This window comes from Imperialibacter sp. (assembly GCF_040222815.1).
Taxonomy (GTDB): Bacteria; Bacteroidota; Bacteroidia; order Cytophagales; family Cyclobacteriaceae; genus Imperialibacter.
Genome location: NZ_JAVKCH010000048.1, coordinates 152,498 through 174,154 on the forward strand (window position 1 = coordinate 152,498; position 21,657 = coordinate 174,154).

The 21,657-nt window shown below is 48.0% G+C and carries 19 protein-coding genes; 13 read left to right on the forward strand and 6 right to left on the reverse strand.

Features of this window, described 5'->3' with window-relative positions:
• Positions 1–150 precede the first annotated feature (150 nt).
• Both RIF36_RS23610 and cysM read left to right on the forward strand, forming a co-directional pair.
• Complete coding sequence (locus tag RIF36_RS23610; RefSeq protein WP_350120203.1) at positions 151–990, forward strand: serine O-acetyltransferase; 840 nt, start codon at positions 151–153, stop codon at positions 988–990.
• Positions 987–1,865: a cysteine synthase CysM gene (cysM, locus tag RIF36_RS23615; protein WP_350120200.1), complete on the forward strand. Its 879-nt coding sequence runs from the start codon at positions 987–989 to the stop codon at positions 1,863–1,865. Before RIF36_RS23610 ends, cysM begins: the two co-directional genes overlap by 4 nt.
• Before the next feature lie 25 nt (positions 1,866–1,890).
• On the opposite strand, the gene RIF36_RS23620 is transcribed toward cysM, so the two are convergent.
• The 4 genes from RIF36_RS23620 to RIF36_RS23635 all read right to left on the reverse strand — a co-directional run bounded on the left by RIF36_RS23620 (position 1,891) and on the right by RIF36_RS23635 (position 4,140).
• Positions 1,891–2,040 carry a hypothetical protein gene (locus tag RIF36_RS23620; RefSeq protein WP_350072150.1) on the reverse strand — a complete coding sequence of 50 codons (150 nt, stop codon included), beginning with the start codon at positions 2,038–2,040 and terminating at the stop codon, positions 1,891–1,893.
• Positions 2,041–2,049: 9 nt separating this feature from the next.
• Positions 2,050–2,346 (reverse strand): putative quinol monooxygenase, encoded by a 297-nt coding sequence (locus RIF36_RS23625; RefSeq protein WP_350120197.1) that lies wholly within the window; start codon positions 2,344–2,346, stop codon positions 2,050–2,052.
• A gap of 155 nt (positions 2,347–2,501) precedes the next feature.
• The gene (locus RIF36_RS23630; RefSeq protein ID WP_350120194.1) at positions 2,502–2,627 is read right to left on the reverse strand and encodes a hypothetical protein; all 126 of its coding nucleotides are present in this window, start codon (positions 2,625–2,627) and stop codon (positions 2,502–2,504) included.
• The gene (locus RIF36_RS23635; RefSeq protein WP_350120191.1) at positions 2,614–4,140 is read right to left on the reverse strand and encodes an arylsulfatase; all 1,527 of its coding nucleotides are present in this window, start codon (positions 4,138–4,140) and stop codon (positions 2,614–2,616) included. Before RIF36_RS23635 ends, RIF36_RS23630 begins: the two co-directional genes overlap by 14 nt.
• An 85-nt stretch (positions 4,141–4,225) precedes the next feature.
• On the opposite strand from RIF36_RS23635, the gene RIF36_RS23640 reads away from it, so the two are divergent.
• The 5 genes from RIF36_RS23640 to RIF36_RS23660 all read left to right on the forward strand — a co-directional run bounded on the left by RIF36_RS23640 (position 4,226) and on the right by RIF36_RS23660 (position 10,706).
• Positions 4,226–5,191: a S41 family peptidase gene (locus RIF36_RS23640; protein ID WP_350120188.1), complete on the forward strand. Its 966-nt coding sequence runs from the start codon at positions 4,226–4,228 to the stop codon at positions 5,189–5,191.
• A 56-nt stretch (positions 5,192–5,247) separates the two neighbouring features.
• Entirely contained in the window at positions 5,248–6,327 is a 1,080-nt protein-coding gene (locus RIF36_RS23645; RefSeq protein ID WP_350120185.1) for a dipeptidase, read from the forward strand.
• 136 nt (positions 6,328–6,463) lie between these two features.
• A complete protein-coding gene (locus tag RIF36_RS23650) occupies positions 6,464–8,374 on the forward strand; it encodes a sensor histidine kinase (RefSeq protein ID WP_350120182.1) in 1,911 nt (636 codons plus the stop codon).
• A 54-nt stretch (positions 8,375–8,428) separates the two neighbouring features.
• Entirely contained in the window at positions 8,429–9,877 is a 1,449-nt protein-coding gene (locus RIF36_RS23655) for a CCA tRNA nucleotidyltransferase (RefSeq protein WP_350120179.1), read from the forward strand.
• A 136-nt stretch (positions 9,878–10,013) separates the two neighbouring features.
• Positions 10,014–10,706, forward strand: a complete 693-nt coding sequence (locus RIF36_RS23660) for a tetratricopeptide repeat protein (protein WP_350120176.1) — start codon at positions 10,014–10,016, stop codon at positions 10,704–10,706.
• Here RIF36_RS23660 and RIF36_RS23665 read toward each other — a convergent pair.
• A complete protein-coding gene (locus RIF36_RS23665) occupies positions 10,685–11,419 on the reverse strand; it encodes a ceramidase domain-containing protein (RefSeq protein ID WP_152000490.1) in 735 nt (244 codons plus the stop codon). The two genes, RIF36_RS23660 and RIF36_RS23665, sit on opposite strands and share 22 nt — an antisense overlap.
• Before the next feature lie 189 nt (positions 11,420–11,608).
• Here RIF36_RS23665 and RIF36_RS23670 point away from each other — a divergent pair, with 189 nt between their 5' ends.
• Complete coding sequence (locus RIF36_RS23670) at positions 11,609–14,050, forward strand: TonB-dependent receptor (RefSeq protein WP_350120172.1); 2,442 nt, start codon at positions 11,609–11,611, stop codon at positions 14,048–14,050.
• 16 nt (positions 14,051–14,066) lie between these two features.
• On the opposite strand, the gene RIF36_RS23675 is transcribed toward RIF36_RS23670, so the two are convergent.
• Positions 14,067–15,710: an amidohydrolase gene (locus tag RIF36_RS23675; RefSeq protein WP_350120169.1), complete on the reverse strand. Its 1,644-nt coding sequence runs from the start codon at positions 15,708–15,710 to the stop codon at positions 14,067–14,069.
• A gap of 220 nt (positions 15,711–15,930) precedes the next feature.
• On the opposite strand from RIF36_RS23675, the gene RIF36_RS23680 reads away from it, so the two are divergent.
• The 5 genes from RIF36_RS23680 (at position 15,931) to RIF36_RS23700 (ending at position 21,440) form a co-directional block, all read left to right on the forward strand.
• Positions 15,931–16,383, forward strand: coding sequence for a DUF5004 domain-containing protein (locus tag RIF36_RS23680; RefSeq protein ID WP_350072161.1), 453 nt, complete (start codon positions 15,931–15,933; stop codon positions 16,381–16,383).
• A gap of 76 nt (positions 16,384–16,459) precedes the next feature.
• A complete protein-coding gene (locus RIF36_RS23685) occupies positions 16,460–17,083 on the forward strand; it encodes an RNA polymerase sigma factor (protein WP_226940571.1) in 624 nt (207 codons plus the stop codon).
• Positions 17,076–17,627 (forward strand): hypothetical protein, encoded by a 552-nt coding sequence (locus RIF36_RS23690; protein ID WP_350120167.1) that lies wholly within the window; start codon positions 17,076–17,078, stop codon positions 17,625–17,627. The genes RIF36_RS23685 and RIF36_RS23690 overlap by 8 nt, the downstream gene beginning before the upstream one ends.
• A gap of 10 nt (positions 17,628–17,637) precedes the next feature.
• Positions 17,638–18,708: a DUF4097 family beta strand repeat-containing protein gene (locus RIF36_RS23695; protein ID WP_350149685.1), complete on the forward strand. Its 1,071-nt coding sequence runs from the start codon at positions 17,638–17,640 to the stop codon at positions 18,706–18,708.
• A gap of 323 nt (positions 18,709–19,031) precedes the next feature.
• The gene (locus tag RIF36_RS23700) at positions 19,032–21,440 is read left to right on the forward strand and encodes a PAS domain-containing sensor histidine kinase (protein ID WP_350120161.1); all 2,409 of its coding nucleotides are present in this window, start codon (positions 19,032–19,034) and stop codon (positions 21,438–21,440) included.
• Positions 21,441–21,657: the final 217 nt, after the last annotated feature.

The window sequence follows — 21,657 nt, forward strand, 5'->3', positions numbered from 1 at the left end:
TCTGGGTTAAATAACAATTATCCCGATATTTACTACTATCGGAAGGGGGTGGATAGTCAAATGACATCAGTTGAATGCCAGTTTGCGACAATTCTTGTCCTTTCATGGAATTGACGGGAACCCTTTTCTCTAAAAACAGTTTGATACATCATGCAGAAGGAATTTCTAGATAAATTATATAAAGATCACCAGGAGTGTCCCAGGTGCCCTAGCCCTAAAAGGGTATCACAGTTTTTTGTTGACTTGCTCGAAACGCTGTTCCCCGACTTCTCGATGAGGGCTTTTTCGTCGAGGCGGGAACTCGAGATACACCTGAAAAAACTTCAGATTGAGCTCGATGAGATGCTTACCCTTAACCCCATGAAGGGTGTGGTGGATTTGGAAGACGTGGCGAAGCTTTTTTTCGATACGTTGCCGGAGGTTCACTCAAAAATCATTGACGATATCAAAGCGCTGTACGAAGGTGACCCGGCTGCAAAGAGTCAGAGTGAGGTAATTCGCACCTACCCAGGCTTTTACGCCATTGCTTCCTACAGGATTGCGCATGAGCTGCACAAGCTTGGTGTGAAGGTAATTCCAAGGATTATCACAGAGCACGCCCACGGCAAAACAGGGATCGATATTCACCCGGCAGCCACCATTGGGGAGCATTTCTGCATTGATCATGGTACTGGCGTGGTGATAGGAGAAACCACCATCATTGGTGACCACGTAAAAATATACCAGGGCGTGACCCTTGGAGCCCTTAGCGTCGACAAAAAAGATGCGGAAACGAAAAGGCATCCAACTATTGAGGACAACGTGGTGATCTACGCCGGGGCCACCATTTTGGGTGGCGAAACCGTTATTGGCCATGATAGTGTGATTGGTGGTAATGTTTGGCTGACTCGTAGCGTAGCTCCAAACACCAAAGTCTACTACCAGGCCCGCATGTACAACAGCGACACGCAGGAAACTGATCTGCTCATCTTCAAAGAATCTGCTCAATGAAGCTTTTTGACTTGATTGGCAATACGCCATTGGTAGCGTTGGAAAAAATTCCAACCAATAAGAATGTGACCATTTACGCTAAGCTGGAAGGACAAAACCCCGGCGGAAGTGTGAAGGATCGGGCTGCTTACAATATGATCAAAAGTGCTTTGGAGCGTGGCGATATAAAACCAGGCGACAAGTTGGTTGAAGCAACAAGCGGAAACACAGGCATTGCCCTGGCCATGATTGCCCAGGTAATGGGTGTGCACATGACCCTGATCATGCCTGACAACTCTACCAAAGAGCGTGTGCTGTCGATGGAAGCTTACGGAGCCAAAGTGATTTTAACACCAGCCGCCAAAACCATTGAATACTCCAGAGAGCTGGCCGATAAAATGGCTGCTGAGGACGGCTATACCATCCTCAATCAGTTTGCTAATCCCGACAACTGGAAAGGACATTACAAAACCACGGGCCCCGAGATTTGGAACGATACCAACGGGAAAGTGACCCACTTTGTATCTGCCATGGGCACGACAGGCACCATCATGGGCGTAAGCCGTTACCTGAAGGAAAAGAATAGCAACATTCAGATTGTTGGCACTCAACCGACAGACGGCTCCAGCATACCCGGTATACGCCGCTGGTCACCCGAGTTTCTGCCCAAGATATTTGAGCCCGACAGAGTGGACAGGGTAGTGGACGTGAGCCAGGAACAGGCCACAGAAATGACCCGCCGCATGGCCAGAGAAGAAGGCATCATGGCGGGCATGAGCAGTGGCGGCGCTTTGTACGCTGCCTTGCAAATTGCTTCCGAGCTGGAGTCAGGTGTGATCGTCTGCATTACCTGCGACAGGGGTGATCGGTATTTGAGCTCCGATTTGTTTGGGTGAAAGCACTCAAAACTTCATTATTTCCTCATCTAATGGGTTTGAGGCCATTAATTTCCTTTCTGAGAATAACGGCCTCTTTGGACGCCTTGGCAGTCTTTTCCAAACGATTCTTCAGGTTTTCGATCTGTACCTGAAGCTTCTTTGATACGTTTTCTATATCTACGCTATTCTTCATTTTGATGCCTTATAAAGGATGCGCCAGCAACACCTCTCTGGATTCCAGCAGCGGCACGATTTTCCCGAGCACTATTTCTTTAAAGTAGTCTGCATCCCGGTGAGCTTGCAGCGCTGCCTCGTCTTTGTAGCCCTCGTATAGGGCAATCGTATGGTCGTCGTCTTTGCCCTGATGTAAAGTGTAAAACAGGTTGCCTGCTTCCGCTCTTGTCTTCGGAACCATTTCCTGTAGGTGTTTGATCACAGTGCCAACCTGGCCTTGTTTTACTTTCCAGGTAACGATGAGGTAGAGGGATGGTTGGTTCATAGTTATTTGTGTTGTTAGGTTATAAGTTATTTGTTCTACTCAATATCGCAAGGGTCTCCCTTGTGATAGTTATTCAATTGGCGTCCGCCACCACAAACATGGCTAACCATAAATTCCTCTTGTAGCGTCCGATGTGTTTTCTTCGCCGCCCACTCTTACGTAGGGGCACTTCCTGCTACTTCCCTCAAGATCGCAAGGGTCTCCCTTGTGATGTTGACCCGATTGGCGTCCGCCATTTCCGGAATGGCCAACCATTCATCCGTGCCCCTACTTCTCTCCAAGCGCCTCAAACTTAAACTTCTCAGTCGCTGCTGGTTCGTGCTCCCGCTTCATGATGGCCTCAATCTGCGCTACCACCTCGGGGTTTTCTGCCGCCACGTTATTTTGTTCCTGTGGATCACTTTTTAAATTGTACAACTCCACTTCCAGGTTGCCTTCAAACATTCCTTTCCTAATGCCTTTCCAGTCGCCCATTTGCACTGCTTGCTGCCCAGTGTACTCCAGTAGCTCCCAGTAGAGGAACTCATGCTTAGCTTGATTGCCCCTTCCCAATAAAGTTGGTAAAAAGCTGATGCCATCTGTTTTGGCCGGAGCGGCTATGCCAACAAGTTCGCAGAATGTCGGCATTACATCATAAAAAGCTGACGCAAGGTCGGTGGTAGTGCCAGGCTTGATTTTACCCTCCCAGCTTGCGATCATGGGCACACGTATGCCGCCTTCGTAAACAAACCCTTTGTTTCTTCCATAGCCATTGGTGTATGGGCCGGTGCTGTTGAAATACTCGAAGTCCACGCCGGCAGTGTAGGTAGGCCCATTGTCGCTGGTGAAAATGATGAGCGTGTTTTCGTAAATCCCCAATTCTTTCAGTGTTGCCACCAGTTCACCCACCTGATCGTCCAGGTAGCTGATCATTCCCGCATAGGCTGCTCTGGGGTAGCGGTGAGGAAAATAGCCCAGGTTGCCAAGGTAGGGCTGCTCGTCGCCAAAAATGGCATGGTACTTTTCCACGTACTCTTTCGGCACCTGCAAAGGCAAGTGAGGCAAGGGAGAAGCATAATACATAAAGAACGGGTTGTCCTTGTTTTCACGCAAAAAGCCCAGCGCCTTCTCATGCATGACACCAGGAGCGTAGTCAGCCTGGTAAAACTTGTCAAAGCTCGACTCAGCCAGCGTATCAGAACCCGTCGCCAGTTTTTCTCCAGGAGCCATGAAAGCATTGCTCAGGTAAATCCGGCTTTCATTTTCCCAGATATGGGTAGGATAAAGGTTATGTGCCTGTCGCTGGCAATTGTAGCCGCAGAAGTAATCGAAGAGCTGCGTGTTAGGTGTGCTTTCGGAGGCAGGTGCTCCCAGGCCCCATTTTCCAATAAGGGCCGTTTTGTAGCCCGCTTGCTGCATCACTTCACCCATGGTGAGGGTGCTGTCGGGTATCGGGCGCTGCCCTTCCAGGGTTGAGTCGGCCAGCATGGCTGCGAAGTCCCACACGGCGCCCCGCTCCTGCCATTCGTCATTACCTCTAATGAAGGAATGCCCCATGTGCAAGCCGGTGAGCAGTGCATACCTCGATGGCGCACAAACCGGAGCTCCGGAATAATGACGGGTAAACTTCATGCCATTCTTCGCCAGTGCGTCAATATTGGGCGTCTGAATTAGCTTTTGTCCGTAAGCTCCGACATCTCCATAGCCAAGGTCATCGGCCAGTATGTAAATAATATTGGGTTTCTTCTCTTCCGGAGTGGTAGAACAAGACAGCAGCACTGCGCAGAGAAAGAGCAGAATAATGGAAGACCGCATGATAGATGGTTTGGTGTTAAGTAGCCAATATAGCCATTTTATGTTTTTCTCTTTAAAGTAACTGGCAGCGAAAAAATCCCCCGGAATGGGGGCCGTTTCGAGTGCCGATGGTTTTATATTTACCCCTATGATCAAATGCTTCTATTTCAGTCTCTTAGTGGCTGCTTTTGCTTGTGACGCCAGGCCAACCCCACATGTAGAGTCAACGGTGAAAGCCCTGGCAACTGCGCTGAAAGACAATTATATCTATGAGGACAAGGCAGAGCAAATGAGTGAACACCTGCTCAAGCGCCTGAAGGAAGGAAAGTTTGATGGAGAGATGACCGACGAACAACTAGCCAATTTGCTACACCAGGAAGTAAGGTCGGTAGTCGATGATAAGCATTTGAGAATTTGGCTTGGCAGCCAGGGCAGAAGCAGTTCTAATCGAAGGGAGGTGCCCAGCTTCCCCAATGGGTTTGGGAAGGCGAAGATTTTGTTCGATCGGGTAGGCTACCTTGACATTACAGGTTTCTATAACCCGGGTAGCGGCTTCAGGGCCGACTTGACTGAGCAAATGACGATACTGTCACGAGCCAAAGCTGTGATCCTGGATCTTCGTAATAATGGTGGTGGCTCGCCCGACGCAGTGCAGCTCATCTCCAGTTATTTTTTTGACAGAAGTAAACCTGTTCATCTTAACACGCTTTATTTCCGAAACAGGGATTCCAGTACCGATTTTTACACCCTGCAGGATATTGAAGGCCCCGATCTTAGCAGTAAGTCGCTTGTGATACTTACGAGCGACTACACTTTCTCAGCAGCTGAGGAGTTTACTTACAATATGCAATCGCTCAAGCGAGCCACCATTGTGGGTGAAACAACGGGCGGCGGGGCTCATCCGGTCAACCGGTACACAATTTCAGAAGGAATTGTGGCCATTATTCCTGTTGGTCGGGCCATCAACCCCATAACAAAAACCAATTGGGAAGCTGTCGGTATCAAGCCTGATGTGGAGGTTGATGAAGAAAGTGCGCTTGATAAGGCAATAGAACTGCTTTCCGGCTCCTGATATTTTTTTAGAGGGGACTAATTCCTAATTTGAAATCGACAAATTTCAAACCCTCTATGTTTACCATCGACGCCCACCTTGACCTGTCCATGAACGCCCTGGAATGGAACCGGGATATAAGACTTTCAGTAGCCAACATCAATAAAAGGGAAGAGGGGCTGGCCGACAAGCCAGATAGGGCGAAAGCTGTAGTTTCATTGCCTGACCTGCGGCGGGGAAACATAGGCCTGGTGGTGGCTACGCAAATTGCCCGCTATGTGGCACCCGGCAACCCTTTGCCCGGATGGCATTCACCTGAGCAAGCCTGGGCACAAACGCAAGGCCAACTAGCCTGGTACAACGCCATGGAGGAAGCCGGTGAAATGACTCAGATTACCAACCTCTCGTCACTCGATACGCATATCGCCATGTGGAACAATGGGCAGCCAAATGAGAGTAAGCCTGTAGGCTATATCTTGAGTTTGGAGGGAGCAGACTCCATCGTCACCGTTGCTCATCTTGAGAGGGCCTATGCTTATGGGCTGAGAGCATTGGGCCCGGCGCATTATGGGCCCGGCCGTTATGCTCAGGGTACCGACGCCACGGGAGGGCTTGGCCCAAAAGGCCGGGAATTGTTGAAAGAAATGGAGCGGCTGGGCATTATTCTGGATGCTACTCATTTGTGCGACGACAGCTTTTGGGAAGCTTTGGAACACTACCATGGGCCTGTTTGGGCCAGCCACAACAACTGCCGTGCGTTGGTTAACCACAACCGCCAGTTCAGCGACGAGCAAATCAAAGAGCTGGTGGACCGGGGTGCTGTCATCGGCGGAGCACTGGATGCCTGGATGATGGTGCCAGGCTGGGTGCGGGGCCAATCGACCCCCCGGGCGATGGATTGCAACCTCGAAAAAATGATCGACCACATGGATCACATCTGTCAGCTAGCGGGCAATGCGCTGCACATCGGCATTGGATCTGACCTGGATGGTGCCTTTGGAAAAGAGCAATGCCCCTACGATTTAAACACGATAGCTGACCTGCAAACAGTGCCAGATTTGCTGGCCAGGCGAGGTTATTCTGAAAAAGAAATTGAACAAGTAATGCACGGAAATTGGCTTAGATTTCTTCAAAAGGCATGGACGGAGAAAGATTGACGAGCTAAAGTTTCATTCAAAGTGCTTAAGTCATATATTTAGCAAACCAGATAAATGGGAATTGCAAGCTGGTAAACTAAGTGCCGGGAAGGCGTTTGGTGTTACTAGCTCTAAAGCACCATCAACCAAATAGTTCATGTTCTTCAAGGGAGATAATTTTAGACAGTTCATCTTTCTGAGTAAGCCTGCTGTCTGCTTTCTTTTGCTGGCTCTTTTTCTACCGAAAAGAGGCACCTGCCAAGATGCGGGCAAGCCTGATTCGTCCATTGTCGACGAGCTTTCGTCAAAGGCAGATGCTGCCATGCTTTCTAATGTAGATTCAGGCTTCTTCTATGCTAAAAAACTGTTGGAGCTTGGCGAGCAAGAGGAGTTTGATTATGCCAGGGCCAGAGGATACGAGAAGCTTGGCTGGACACACTGGGTGGAGGGGAACTACGCTGACGGCCTGAAAAATGCTTTGGACGCCATCAGGGTGTTTGAACAGCACGGCCCTTCTGAAGGTCTCGTTAGCGCATTTTTATCGGCTGGGAGAAACCTTTTTGAGCAACGTAGCTATACCATGGCGCTGACTTATTATCAACGGTCGGAGGCTTTAGCGCAAGAATTGGGATTGGAAAAGCCGCTGATAGAAGCCTACAGGGACCTGGGTGGTATTTCTATCTCTCTCGGCGACTATGAAAAAGGTCTTGATTATTGCAACCGTGGCCTGGCAATCGCTAACCGCCTTGGACTGAGGTCGTCTATTCCGATATTTTACAGCCACATTGCACTCATTTATTTTAATCAGGGCGATGTCGAGCAGTCGGTGGACTATAACTGGCGGGCCATACTGGAGGGGAGGCTGATCGGCAATCGCCGCATAGTGGCACTTGGTTTTGAACGCCTGGCCAATATCGATCTTCAGCAGGGTTTGTACGACGAGGCCATCCGCAAAGGAAAAGAAACACTTGAGATGGGGCAGGAGCTAGGCTCCTCCCTGATAGCTATGCGGGCCTATATGGTGCTTTCCAGAGGGTATGAAGGCAAGCGAGACTATGAGAAGTCCCTCACTAACTACAAGCTATATATTGAGATCAGCGATAGCACTTACAACGCTGACAAGGAAAGCATCATAGCGTCCATTGAGGCTGTATATGACCTCGAAAGCAAGCAGGGAGAAATAGAATTGCTTGAAACGGAAAAGGCGCTGAATGAACAGGAGTCCAGGGCCAAAAACTACTACATACTCCTTTCGCTCGTGGCTATTGGTCTTCTGATTGCACTCACCTTTGCTTTGTTCAGGGCTTCCAGGTTTCAAAATCAACACAATAGTGAACTTCAGGTCAAGAACGATGAGATAGCAGCACAAGCCAAAAAGCTTGGAGAGATGAATGCTACAAAATCGAAAATTTTTTCCATCATAGGTCATGACCTCCGGAATTCGGTGGCCAACCTGAAGCAGCTGCTGGATTTACTGAATAGCAAGAAAATAACCTTGAAAGAGCTCAGAGAAGTAGCTCCCGAAGCCAAGCAAAGCGTAGATGCGTCATTTGACGTGCTCGATAACCTCCTACATTGGGGGCTTACTCAAATGAACGGTATTAGAACCAATATAGAGCCGGTTTTGCTCCAACCCATTCTTGCTGAAATCGTGTCTCATTTCACGCTTTTTGTTGAAAGGAAGGATATCACGCTGACCTTCGAGTCGGAAAAAAGCGCCACTGTGATGGGTGATGCTCCTCAGCTGACTGTAGTGCTTCGGAACCTGGTGGGCAACGCCATTAAGTTCACCAAAACAGATGGAGCCATTGTCGTTCAGGCAAAAGACATGGGCGATTTTGTGAGAATTTGTGTGAAAGACAACGGCGTGGGTATTTCTGAAGACAAACTGAAGCTCTTGTTTAAGCATGAAACCCACTATTCCGAATCTGGAACCAACGACGAAAAAGGAACCGGCCTGGGGTTGCTTCTCTGCTACGAATTTGTGGAGAACATGGGCAGCTGCCTGCAGGTAGAAACGGCTTTGGGCGAGGGCACGACCTTCTTTTTTGACATGAAAAAAGCCTGATACTGCTTTTCTTACTTATGCTATTCTTTCTGGAGAATGGGCTAACTTTGTGCTATGGGTGAGCATGTGAATAAAATACTCAGCATTTTGGAGAAGGAACCTGCGTTTACCATTGTTGGTAAAGCAGCAGACGAGCTGGGTGTGGAGGCGTACGTTGTTGGGGGTTTTGTGAGAGATATTTTCCTGGGTCGTCCATCCAAAGACCTCGATTTTGTGTGTGTTGGCAGTGGTATTGCACTTGCAGAGAAAGTTGCCAACAGCATCAAGGGCAAATCAAACCTCAGTATTTTCAAAAACTTCGGCACTGCTCAGGTCAAGTGGGGTGAGTATGAGCTTGAGTTTGTGGGAGCCCGCAAGGAAAGCTACCGATCCGACAGCCGTAAGCCCCTTGTAGAAGATGGCACCCTGCAGGATGATCAAAACCGCAGGGACTTCACCATCAACGCCATGGCCATTTGCCTGAACAAGAAAAGGTTTGGCGAGCTTGTCGACCCTTTCAATGGCATTGAAGACCTGCGCAAAAAAACAATCAGAACACCGCTGGATCCCGATATCACTTTTTCGGACGACCCCTTGAGAATCATGCGGGGCATTAGGTTTGCTGCGCAGCTTGGCTTCGATATTGCGCCCGATACCATGGAAGGCATCACCAGAAATGCCCATAGGCTAGAAATTGTTTCAATGGAGCGGGTAACAGATGAGTTAAATAAAATCATTCTGTCGAACCCGCCTTCTTATGGCTTTCAGCTCATGTTTCATGCCGGTGTCCTCAAGTTTGTCTTTCCTGAAATGGTTGATCTTTATGGCGTAGAGGTGATCAATGGCAAGGCACATAAGGACAACTTCTTTCATACCCTGAAAGTGCTCGATAATGTTAGTCAGGTTACCGGCGACCTGTGGTTGCGCTGGGCAGCCATTATGCACGACATCGCCAAGCCAGCCACAAAGCGCTTCAACGACAAAGTGGGTTGGACCTTCCACGGCCACGAAGACAGAGGTGCCCGCATGGTACCCAAAATTTTCAGAAGGATGCGCCTGCCCATGGACTTAAAAATGAAGTATGTGCAGAAGCTGGTCAGGTTGCACTTAAGACCAATAGCGCTTGTAAAAAGGGAAGTGACTGATTCTGCCATCCGTCGCCTGTTGTTCGAAGCGGGGGATGATGTGGAGGACTTGATGAAGCTGTGCAAGGCCGACATTACCAGCAAGGATCACAACCGGGTGCAGCGCTACCTCAGTAATTTTGAACTGGTAGAACAGAAAATGGCGGAGGTAGAAGGTAAAGACCATGTTCGGAACTTCCAGCCACCAGTTTCCGGCGAAATGATCATGGAGGCCTTTGGCATTCCACCTTCCAAACCCATTGGCGAAATCAAAGAAGTGATCAAGGAAGCGATCATGGAGGGCGACATTCGCAACGAATTTGAGCCTGCCTATGAGCTGATGCTGAAAACAGGACTGAAGATGGGCCTGAAGCCCGTAAAGGAGTTGAAAAACCAATAGAGTAACCTGCCCGGGAGCAGATCAATTTTGGTAGCACGACAGGTTAAATGTTGTTAAATCGTGCGGAAATATTTCGTGATTCAACTGAGGAAGTTAATTTCGGGATTGTTAAAGAAGCTTATTAACTAAGAAAAATATGAAAAGAGTAGTTGGTACGTTGATGTTGGTGTTTTTTGGAGCGGTTGCAGCCTTTGCTCAGGATTCGCCTCAGTCCACGCCTGAGTTCAAAAGGAACAAGCAAGTGTTTGAAATGGCCTCTTTGTTCAACGATGCTGCCGTAGCCAGAACAGCGCTGTATAACATGATTGCCATTGATAGCAAAAATCCAGCGCTACTTGACTCACTGGCTCTTTTATACTACGAATTTCAAAATTATTCATCTGCCGCCATCGTGACTCAGGCAGCACTGCGGGCCAACCCAGGCAACCCATTGATGCTGGAACTTTCTGCTATTTGCTACGAAAGCCTTGGCTTGCCCGACAGAGCACTCGCACAGTACGAAACGCTTTACATGAAAGAGAACAATCCGTTGACACTCTACAAAATGGCGTTTCTTCAGCTACAGGTGAAGCACTACGTGGAAGTAAACACGTCAGCGGATATTCTGCTGGCAAAGCCGGAATTGAAGGAGACCAAGATCGTGTTTCCTAAAGCAGATGAAACCACGCAGGAAGTAAGCATGCATGCTGCTTTATATAACCTCAAAGGGCTGGCCGCCAAGGCTCAGGGAGACAATGTTGGAGCCAAAGCCATGTTTGATAAAGCGCTGGAGGTGTCCCCCGATTTTGAAATAGCTTTGAAAAACGCTCAGGAAGCAGTCTCTAAATAAATCTCGCCTTTTAAATTCTCCAGTCTCCGAAATCTGTAGAGGAATTCAGCCAGGTAAAATGCGCCTACGCCGGTGGAGATATGCCATAGAAAATGCGTGCCCATGGGCAGTGCATTTTCCTTCCAGGCATCGAGTTCCCTGAAAACAAGCGCTAGCACGAACAGCGCTATCGAAGCCCCTATTATTCCCGCATAACGGTACTTAATCTTGTTTAACAGCAGCAAAATTGGCAGAAAAAGGAGAGTGCCTGTGATGGCGTATGAGATATTGAGTGCGGTATGAGGTGACACAATAAAATACATGCCATACCTGATGCCCGCCGCAGGCACAATGATATAGATGATTTGCCACCACTTGGGCAATACTTTGATCCAAAAATAAATGCTGAGTGAGATGGTCAAAACGGCTGTGGGGAAGACGTCCAGCCACAGGAAAAACTCACTATTGCGGAATGCATGAAAGAGTGTGCTGCCAAGTCCGCCCAAAAACAGTAACGGCATGCAGTAAGCAAGGAAAAGGTAGTTCTTCAACTCCTTATTTAGTTTGAATGCCCAATAAACTGCCGGGAGTAGGATAAGCAGTGAGGAAATGGCATTCCATGGCTCTACTATGATCCATTCAGGATGAAATTCATGGTACACGGGCCCGCCGTCAGGCAGGCTGGCAAAGTACCGTGCATGCTCTGTATTGTTGGGTAAATCAATTACCTGCATAGTTAATCACCTCATTTACTTCTACTTGCGTCCCGTTGATCGGGGATATGTGCCGAACACATAAAGTTCTGAACAAAAAAGACGTTAAAACACTTACTAAATAGTATACCAGGCGACAGGAAGTGATGTTCATCATTTGTTTCAGGCAAATTTTCGCACTTCTCATTCGCTTAACAACACAAAGTTATCATGAATTTATCACGCCCAACAATATTCTTTATTGCAGGACTCATTTTATTTACTTCAGCGGATATTGCCGCTCAAAGGGAAGGAGGAAAAGCGGATGTTGTAGGGAAGATCGTTGATGCAGGTAGCGGCGACCCTCTCGAATTCGCTACGGTTTCCTTCTATACGCCCGACTCCAGCCTTGTGTCTGGCGTTGTTACCGACCTCCAGGGCCAGTTTAAAATTGAGCTGGCACCCGGATCCTATTACAGCCTGGTGCAGTTTGTTTCATACGAAGACAAGTATTTCTCAGGAATAACCTTATCGGAGGGGCAGAAACGTATGAATCTGGGCACCATAGCTGTGGAAGCAGACAGTGAAACCTTGCAGGAAGTGGTGGTGGAGGCAGAGAGAGGCCAAATGGAAATGAGCTTCGACAAACGCATATTTAACGTGAGCAAAGACCCAAGCAATGTGGGACGAACTGCCACACAACTGCTCGACAACGTGCCGTCAGTTACCGTTGACACCGATGGAAATGTGGCGCTTCGGGGAAGCCAGAACGTAAGAATTTTGATTGATGGAAAACCATCCGGGCTGGTGGGGATCAGCGGTTCAAACGGGCTCCAGTCGTTGCAGGGAAGCCTGATCGAAAGCATTGAAGTAGTGACAAATCCTTCGGTTCGCTATCAGGCGGAAGGATCGGCGGGTATTATCAACATCGTGCTGAAAAAGGATGATAGAAATGGAGTAAATGGATCTTTTGAATTGAATGCTGGCTACCCGGCCAACTATGGAGCCAGCGCCAATGTCAACTTTCGCAGAGAGAAAATAAACTACTTTGTCAACTACGGGGCTAACTACCGGGAGAGCCCGGGCGGAGGTAGCTCCTTTCAGCGATACACGCTTCCTGACACCTCATTTATTACAAGAAGAACCGAAGACAGAACCAGGGGAGGCTGGGCACACAACCTGCGAGCCGGAGCCGATTTCTTTGTGACCCCAAAAGACATCATTACAGTATCGGGAGTGGTGAGGTACGAAGACGGAGAGAATGTGAATAATCTGATTTACGAAGACTTTAATAGCAACGATGTGTTGCAGAACAGAACGGGTCGGGTCAATACCGAGCAGGAAAATGAACTGAACTCAGAGGTGACGCTAAACTACGAGCGGTCGTTTGACGATAAAGACCGCAAACTAACGGCATATGCCCAATTCAGGGATAATAACGAGTCGGAAGATGCCGATATTGAACAGCGCCTGCTCGACGGCGAGGATCCTGAAATGATCATGTTGCGTCAACGGTCGTTAAATGATGAAACAGAAAGGAACCTCCTGGTTCAGTCGGATTACGTGCACCCTTTTTCTAAGGATGGAAAATTCGAAGCCGGATTCAGAAGTACTTTCAGACAAATTTCAACTAACTATCTTGTGGAAGAGCAGGATTCCGTTGGCACCTGGAATAACCTTGTGAACTTCACCAACGACTTCAGATATACGGAGAATGTGCATGCTGTGTACGGCTTGATCGCTAATCGCCACGGCAAGGTGTCGTACCAGGCTGGTTTGAGAGCCGAGCTATCCGATATCCAGACGTTGTTGCTGCAAACCGACGAAACAAACAATCGGCTTTATGCCAACCTTTTCCCAAGTATCCATGCCAACTATCATCTCAACGAAACCCACTCCTGGCAGGTAAGCTACAGCCGCAGGATCAGTCGGCCAAGGTTCCGGGAGCTGAACCCTTTCTCTTCTTTCAGCGATGCAAGGAACATACGCACGGGTAATCCGAACCTGAATCCTGAATTCACCAACAGCTATGAAATTGGCTATTTGGTCAATGGAAAAACGTCTACCATATACGCTGGCGTGTATAACCGCCGAACCAGTGACGTGAGCCAGAGAGTGAATTACGTGGATGCCGATGGTGTGACATTTTCACAGCCGCTCAACCTCGCCTTCGAAAATGCTTTTGGCGTAGAGTCAAATATTTCCAAAGACTGGTTTGACTGGTGGACATCAAGCCTCAACTTTAACTTCTACCGGAGTATCATAGAAGGGGACTTTAATGGAGAGTCGCTCAACGCCGACACCTACACGTGGAGTGGGAGAGTAAACTCCAGGGTGACACTTTGGAAGAAAATCAACTACCAGGTGAATGCTTTCTACAGAGCGCCTCAAAATACGCCTCAAGGTGAAAGGCTGGCCTACTATGCCATCGACATGGGGCTGAATAGAGACATCCTCAACGGCAATGGCACTATCAACTTGAGTGTGAGGGATATACTCAACTCCAGAAAGTGGAGGGGCATCACTCAGGGAGAAACATTTTATCAGGAAAGCGAATTTCAGTGGCGTGCCCGCCAGTTTATGGTCAGCTTTGTTTACCGCCTCAACCAGAAGAAAAGAGGTGGAGGCCGGGAGGAACGAGAGGATTTTGAAGGCGGCGACGGCGACTTCTAAAACCCAGCCATTTTAATCAACCTTTCTTAAATACCGGCTTTCCTCCAACAAAGGTGGCTATCACTTTGGTGCTTCGGATCTCATCGCCCGGTATGGAAAGAATATTTTTATCCAACACCACAAAGTCGGCTAGCTTTCCCGGCTCAAGGCTGCCTTTTATCTCTTCTTCAAAAGAGGCATAAGCTGCATCAACGGTATAAGCCCGGAGCGCCTGCTCCGCAGTTATCTTTTGCTCAGGCACCCAGCCGTCTGGGTCGGCTCCGTCTAGCGTTTGGCGGGTGACAGCCGCATAAATACCTTCCAGTGGAATGGGGGGTGCTACAAACCAGTCGCTGCCAAAAACTACCCTGGCCCCGGCATCCAGCAATGATTTGAAGGCGTAGGTTGTTTTGATGCGCTCGGCACCAATTACTTTTTCAGCCCATCGTCCGTCGTCTATGGCATGATAGGGTTGCACTGAGGCAATGATGTTTAGCTCAGCAAACCTTGCGAAATCATCAGGAAGTATGTGCTGTGCGTGCTCAATGCGGAAACGACGGTCTTTTGATCCGTTTTCTTTTTCTACTTCTTCAAAAATACCGAGCAGCGTATGTATAGCTCTGTCGCCAATGGCGTGTACCATCACTTGCAGGTCGGCTGAGTCGGCACTCTTGATCCACCGATGGAGGTCGTCTGGCGTATTGACAAAAAAGCCGGAGTCGGTGGGGGTATCAGAAAAAGGCTCGTAGAAGGCGGCTGTATGCGAACCCAGGGAGCCGTCCACAAAGCCTTTTACGCCACCAAACCTTAGCCACTTGTCGCCGCCTTTGTATGCTTCTGCATCTTTCAGGGCATTGCGCCAGCTAGCCAGCGAACCTGTCACATAAACCCTGGTGGTCATTTCTTCTTCTTTGTGAAGCTGAGCATAGGCCTCGTTCATATCGTTGAGCGCATGCACCGAGGTTACACCGTGAGAGGCCACATGTTCCATAGCGGTTTTGGCCGCCCTTAGCTGTTGTTTGAGAGAAGGGTCAGGCAACACTTTGTAAAAAGGTCTCCTGGCGTTGTCCTTAAAAATGCCTGTAATATTACCGGCTTCATCTCTTACAATAGTTCCTCCGGCAATATCTGCCTGCTGGTTGCTGACATTTGCCAGTTCCATGGCTTTGCTGTTGACCAGCACCATATGACCGTCCAGCCGGTTGATGAACAATGGATTTTTGGCTGTTACACTGTCGATCCAACTTTTTTGTGGCAGTTCGCCACCCCAATTTTCGTGGTTCCAGTCACCGCCAAGTATCCACTCGCCCGGCTCTAGGGTGGCTGCATAGGCTTTGATACGTTCAATAAACTCTTCGGGTGTGTCGGCGTCTCTGAGCTGCACCGACAGTAGGTTATAGCCACCGTCCATAAAGTGGGTGTGGGTATCAATGAAACCAGGGATGATCATCTGGTTATCGTAAGCTTCCATGGTAGTGTTGGAGCCTTTGTAGGCCAGCATTTCTTGCAGACTGCCTACGGCAAGTACCGTGTCGGCCTTAACCGCCATGGCTTCTGCCTGTAGATTGCTCTCATCGCCCGTCCAGATAAGCTTGGCACTCACGATCAGATCGGCTTCAATGCCCCTGGAGCACCCAACGCTAATTATTAAAATGGCAATAAGTGCAAATAATTTATTCATGGTTATAAGGGATAAGTAGTAGACTTTGAGTAAATATGCAATAAAACTGTGATTGAATAAATAGAAAAGGCTTCCTGATTTTTTGCAGAGAAATGGAAGCTTTCAACTGGAAGGATTGTCTTTTAGTAAGTGCTGTTTGCTTTATTTTTTTGGTGAGCTGTTGCAAATGCCCTGGGTTTTACATGAACTGAACCATTAGTATATCCCTAATCATGATCCAATGAAGGCTATTTACTCTTTTGTTTGCCTCGCTTGTTTGCTGGCTTCCTGCACAAGCCAACCCGATAACTACGAACTCATCGAAGGAGAATGGAGGAATGTGTCGCTGCAACTGATCCAGCATACTATCGCCAACAGCTCAGCTGACTCCACACTGACCATCAAGAATGGCGACTGGGACAGCGTTCTCCAAATGCGCCCGATCCGAACTACCTTCAATAGCGATGGTACCTACATGTCCCGCTACTATAACCTTAGCGACTCTCTGATTTTTGAGTCGGGAGGGCATTGGCATTTCATTGGCGACAGCCTCTACCTGTCGTCCGACGAGGGCGACAATAGCTACCTTTTTCAAGTACTGGAAAACAACCAGGCCAGGTTCGTTTCCCGCCTCGACTGGGACAATGACGGCCATCCGGACGATGAGTACGACGGTATTCAGCAAAAACAATAGAACAATTTTTCACATTTAACCTCCTCATGCAACCCTCTATTTCTCCCAAGGTCTTTGGTATAGAATTTCGAAAGTTTTGGAGAAAGCAATTGCATACAGGTTGGAGGATTCACAAGCATATACAGTGACGGAGGAAGGGAAAAGCGCCGTTGTCAATATCCATCAGTCCCTTATCGACAGTTGTCGGGAGGGGAGCAGAGAGGCGCAATACCAGCTTTACAAACTGTATAACAAAGCCATGCTAAATGTGGCATGGCGGATAGTGAACAACCAATCTGATGCAGAAGACATCCTGCAGGAGTCTTTCTTAAGTGCCTTTCGCAATATTCAGTCGTACAAGGGCGACGCCACCTTTGGTGCCTGGCTGAAGCGAATAGTGGTGAACAAAGGTATCAACCACCTTCGCAAGCGAAAGCTGGAAATGAGTGACCAGGAAATTGGTGAAGTGGACGTGGCCGAAGAGCAAACGTCGGTTGAAAATGATCCTGAAGTTTTGTTAAGTGTGGAAAGGATCAAGAGAGCCATTCCACAACTTCCAGACGGTTTCAGAGCGGTGTTGTCGCTTTACCTGTTGGAAGGCTACGATCATCGTGAAATTGCGGACATATTGGGCATAACAGAATCAACATCGAAGTCGCAGTTTAATAGGGCAAAAAGCAGATTGAGAGAAATTTTGAAGTCGGAGGTGAATTATGAGTAGTCGTTTAGAAGAATTTATTCGCAACCACAAGGGGGACTTTGATGACAGGGAAGCCTCCGATAAGGTATGGGCCAACATTAGCAAAGGGCTTGATAAAGAAAAAAAGGAACCTGTTCCTATGTGGAACTGGACATGGAGAGTAGCGGCAGTGTTTTTCTTCCTTACCAGCTCCTGGTTTGCAGTGGAAAAAGTGATGCAGTACAGGGAAAACGGAGGAAATGAAGTGGCTGTAAGTGAAGAGTACAAGGAGTTTGTGGAGGCTGATCACTATTACACAACATTGATCAGCCAGAAGAAACAGGAGATAGAAGACTTTCGGCTGGCCAATAGCGATCTCGAAGAAGAGTTTTTGCAGGATGTGGAGAAACTTGACTCCATGTATATGGACTTGAAAAAGGAATTGAAAAGCTTTCAATATAATGAGAAACTGATGGATGCAGTAATTCGCAATCTCCAATTGCGTGTCGAAATTCTAAATCAACAAATCAGTCTTCTGCAGCGGATTCAGCAGAAAAAAGCGATGGAGGAAGCAGTTTCTATTTAAGAGAAAGATCATGAAAAAAGGAATGTATAAACATTTGAAATATTCGGCACTGGCCCTTTGTCTGCTGTTCGTGGCAGGCCTGGCGAGTGCTCAGGGCTCCGAAAAAGAGAAGAGGGTGTCGAAATCGTACAAGGTAAACGACAACCGTCTGGAGTTTTCGGTAACGAATAAGTTCGGAAAAGTGGAGATTTCTACCTGGGACAAACCACAAATAGACGTGGAGGTGGTCATCAAAGTAGATAACCGAAACGAGTCGAGGGCTATGAAGATGCTTGATCAGATCAATGTCACTATCATGGAATCGTCGCAGGCGATCTCTTTCGAAACCAGGATCGACGGTAGCCTGAACAACAGGAACAATGAGGAATTTGAGATCAACTACACGATTAAAATGCCATCAAATTTACCGCTGACAGTGAAAAATAGCTTTGGCGACACTTACATCGGTTCTTACGATGGTCCGGCTACCCTTGACATTGCTTATGGCAATATCAAAGCCGAAACATTTTCGAACGATCTCAGGCTGGAGCTATCGTTTGGTAGCGGCGACATTGCCAGCACCAAAAAGACCGATATGACGGTGAAATACAGTAAGCTTGATGTGGGCAAAGTGGGCAACGCTACTATCAATAGTCAGTTTTCGGACCTCGATATTGAAGAGCTGCTGGACGTGAACCTCGACGCCAAATATGGCAGTGTGGAATTTGGTTCGCTTAACAACATCACCGGTAGGGTGAGCTTCTCGGGCTTTGAGCTCGATCTGCTCCGGAAGTCAATGGATCTGACCACCAGCTACTCTGGCGACTTCACAGTGCGCAAGGTGAGCAAGGGCTTTCAGCGCATCAGCCTCGACGGTAAGTTTGGGTCGTTTGATATTGGATTGGAAAGTGGAGCCAACGCTTCAGTAGAAGCCAATATGAAATACTGCGACATGTCGTACTCAGGTGTGCCCTTCGAGTTCAATTACGTGGTGAAAGACCACAACAGCAAGGAGTACCGTGGCAAGCTGGGCACGGGCCAGGGTGGCACCATCAACCTCAGCAGCGACTACGGTGATGTAAGAGTAAGAACAGTGCAGTAACAAGCATATAATTCAAGTCCTGAAAGGCCATGCCAGTATAAGCTGGGGTGGCCTTTAATTCTTCTCCCGGCACAACCGGCGCTTAAAGTACTCAACCCTTTGTTAGGCTTTATGTAGTTATACCAGGAACTATACCTTTCCATTATGTTTGCTCGTTCAGCTAATTTCTCTAAAATTGCGAGCGGGCTTTTGCTAGCAATTGCTTTCCCCTGGAACCCTCAAGTTTTTTCTTTAAAAGTTCTATCAAGAATTTTCGTGCAACCACTATGTATATACCCGAGGAGAACGACCGTCACGCTCCTGATTTACTAAAACCTGGTCAGTTGAATAAGCTTTTACAGCGCCAGCTTGAGCAGTTTCTTTCTGCTGGTGAAACGATACCCCCGCATCTTGAAGGATTCCTGCAGACCGTTAGCGAAACCTACGAAAATTTTGAAAAGCAGCTGCCTGGCGAAGAAATCCGTTCTCTCGTGTCTCAGCAAATCGGTAGTATGGGTACCTGGGAATTGACTTTGGACAGCCAGAACCCTCTGAGAGGACAGTTGGATTGGTCAGAAGAGATGTACGGGATTTTCGGGTACACCAAAAATGAGGTGCCGGTGACCCTGGAGCTCTATTTTGCTCACTTGCTACCTGCCGACAAACGGCTGGTGGAGACCACTCTTGGGCAAATGATTGCATCGGGAGAAGATTGCCGCATGGAACACTGGCTGATCAGAAAGGACGGTAGCGAATGCTTCGTGTGTCAGAGGGGAACGCTTGTACGTGATCCGGAAAGTGGTGAGCCCCTTCGGCTGATTGCCATAGTGCACGATATTACGGACCAAAAAAGAGCGCAGGAGGAGATACAGAATAAGGAGACTCATCTTAGTATGACTCAGCGTATTGCCAGGGTGGGTAGCTGGGAGATGGGCCTGCAACAGTCGCTGAATTCGCTTGCCGGCTCTCTTCGGTTGTCTGACGAGTGTTATCGGATTCTTGGCTATGAACCAGGAGAGATTGTTCCTGACGTTCATGTAATCACTTCGCACATTCACCCGGATGATAGAAAAAGGGTGCACGCAGTAGTTGGGGAAGCAATGGCGGTATCGTCGCCTTTTGAGGTAGAATGCAGAGTGATTACCCGGCAGGGCCAGTTGCTTCATGTAGTTGGCCGTGGTGAGATAATCATTAACGGCTTGCGCAACAAGCCAGTGAAAGTGATCGGTATATTGCAGGACGTAACCGAGCAGAAGCGAGCATCTCTGTCACTGGAAGAGGCCAAGGCCAATTTTAAAAACATTCTCGAAAATACCGATACAGCATTTGTACTGCTTGACGCTGAAAGAAGAATTCTATTGTTCAACCGGCAAGCCGATGAATTGGCCAGAAGAGAGGCTGGATATGCAATGATTATTGGTGAAAAATACGAGGACATCGTGCTGCCAGGCAGGAAGGAAATAGTAAGGCAAGCACTGGAAAGTGTAGCGCTTTCGAAGCAAAAGTTGGTCTACGAGTCCCACTACGCAAATGCTGACCGCCCGGAATGCTGGTTTTCTGTAAGCATACATCCCATTGTAAGTGAAAATGATGAGCTCATCGGTATGAGCGTAGCCACCCATGAGATCACGAAAGAGAAAAATCATCTTGAGCAAATCAAGGTGAGCAATGAGAGGTACGAGTTGGTCACCAGGGCTACGAAAGATGTGATTTGGGACTGGAATCTGATGGATGACATGGTGTATCGTTCAAATACTTTCATTGAAGTGTTTGGAGGAATAAGCGTAGCCGATGAAATGCTCAAAGATGGATGGATAGAACAGGTGCATGAGGAGGATCAGGCTCGTGTGCACCAGCACATGATGAGCTGCATAGAGGATCCCCGAGCGAATGTGTGGGAAGATGAGTACCGGTTTTATCGAAAAAATGGTGAATTGGCCTACGTCAGCGACAGGGGTCTGATTATTCGCAACAGCCAGGGCCAGGCGGAGCGAATGGTAGGGGCCATGAGAGACATAACTACTCAAACGTTGCTTGAAAAGGAAAGAGACAAAATCACCAACGACCTGCTGCAACGAAACGTGGCACTTGAGCAGTTTACTTATATAGTTTCACATAACCTGAGAGGGCCTGTTGCCAACATACTTGGGCTTTCGGGGTTGCTAAAGTCCTCTGCGCTGGACGAGCAATCCTTTCAGATGTGTTTAACCTCCATGGAGTCCACCACAAAAAAACTCGATCAGGTCATTAAAGACCTGGACCAGGTATTACAGGTGCGTCAGCAGCTCACACAAACAAAAGAAAAAATAAGCCTGCGTGGGCTGGTGGAAGAAATTCAAGTGATGATAGGGCATGAGCAAGGCCACAATGATATTTGGATAAATATTGATTTTTCAAAAGCAGATGAGGTGTACAGTTTGAAGAGCTATCTGCACAGCATTTTTCATAACCTCATCACCAATAGCATTAAGTACAGAAAGCGTGACCAACCGTTAACTATCGATATAAAAAGTGATCAGTCGAACGGGCATACCGTACTTAGTTTCAAGGACAATGGCACGGGCATAGACCTGAAAACCAATCGTGAGAAGGTTTTTGGGTTGTATAAGCGGTTTCATGAAAGCATCGAAGGAAAGGGTGTGGGATTGTTTATGACCAAGACGCAGGTAGAATCGCTGGGAGGAAGAATTCACCTTCAAAGTGAACTGGGTGGTGGTTCAGAGTTCACCGTTGAGCTTCCGCATCCAAGCTAAACCGCCAGGATTTTTGTTGCATGTCATTGCCTTTGCTTGGCCTGGATACGATGTGCGAGAAAACCGGAGTTGGGCCTCCGACTTTCGAACGTCGATTAAAAAATTTACAGGCAATTCAATAGCAGAATATTTTCAGTCGGGGAAAGTGGGGTTTAGCAAAAGCAACTGGAAGTGGGCAGCAAGACAGTGAATGAAATCACCTACTAAACGGGCTACA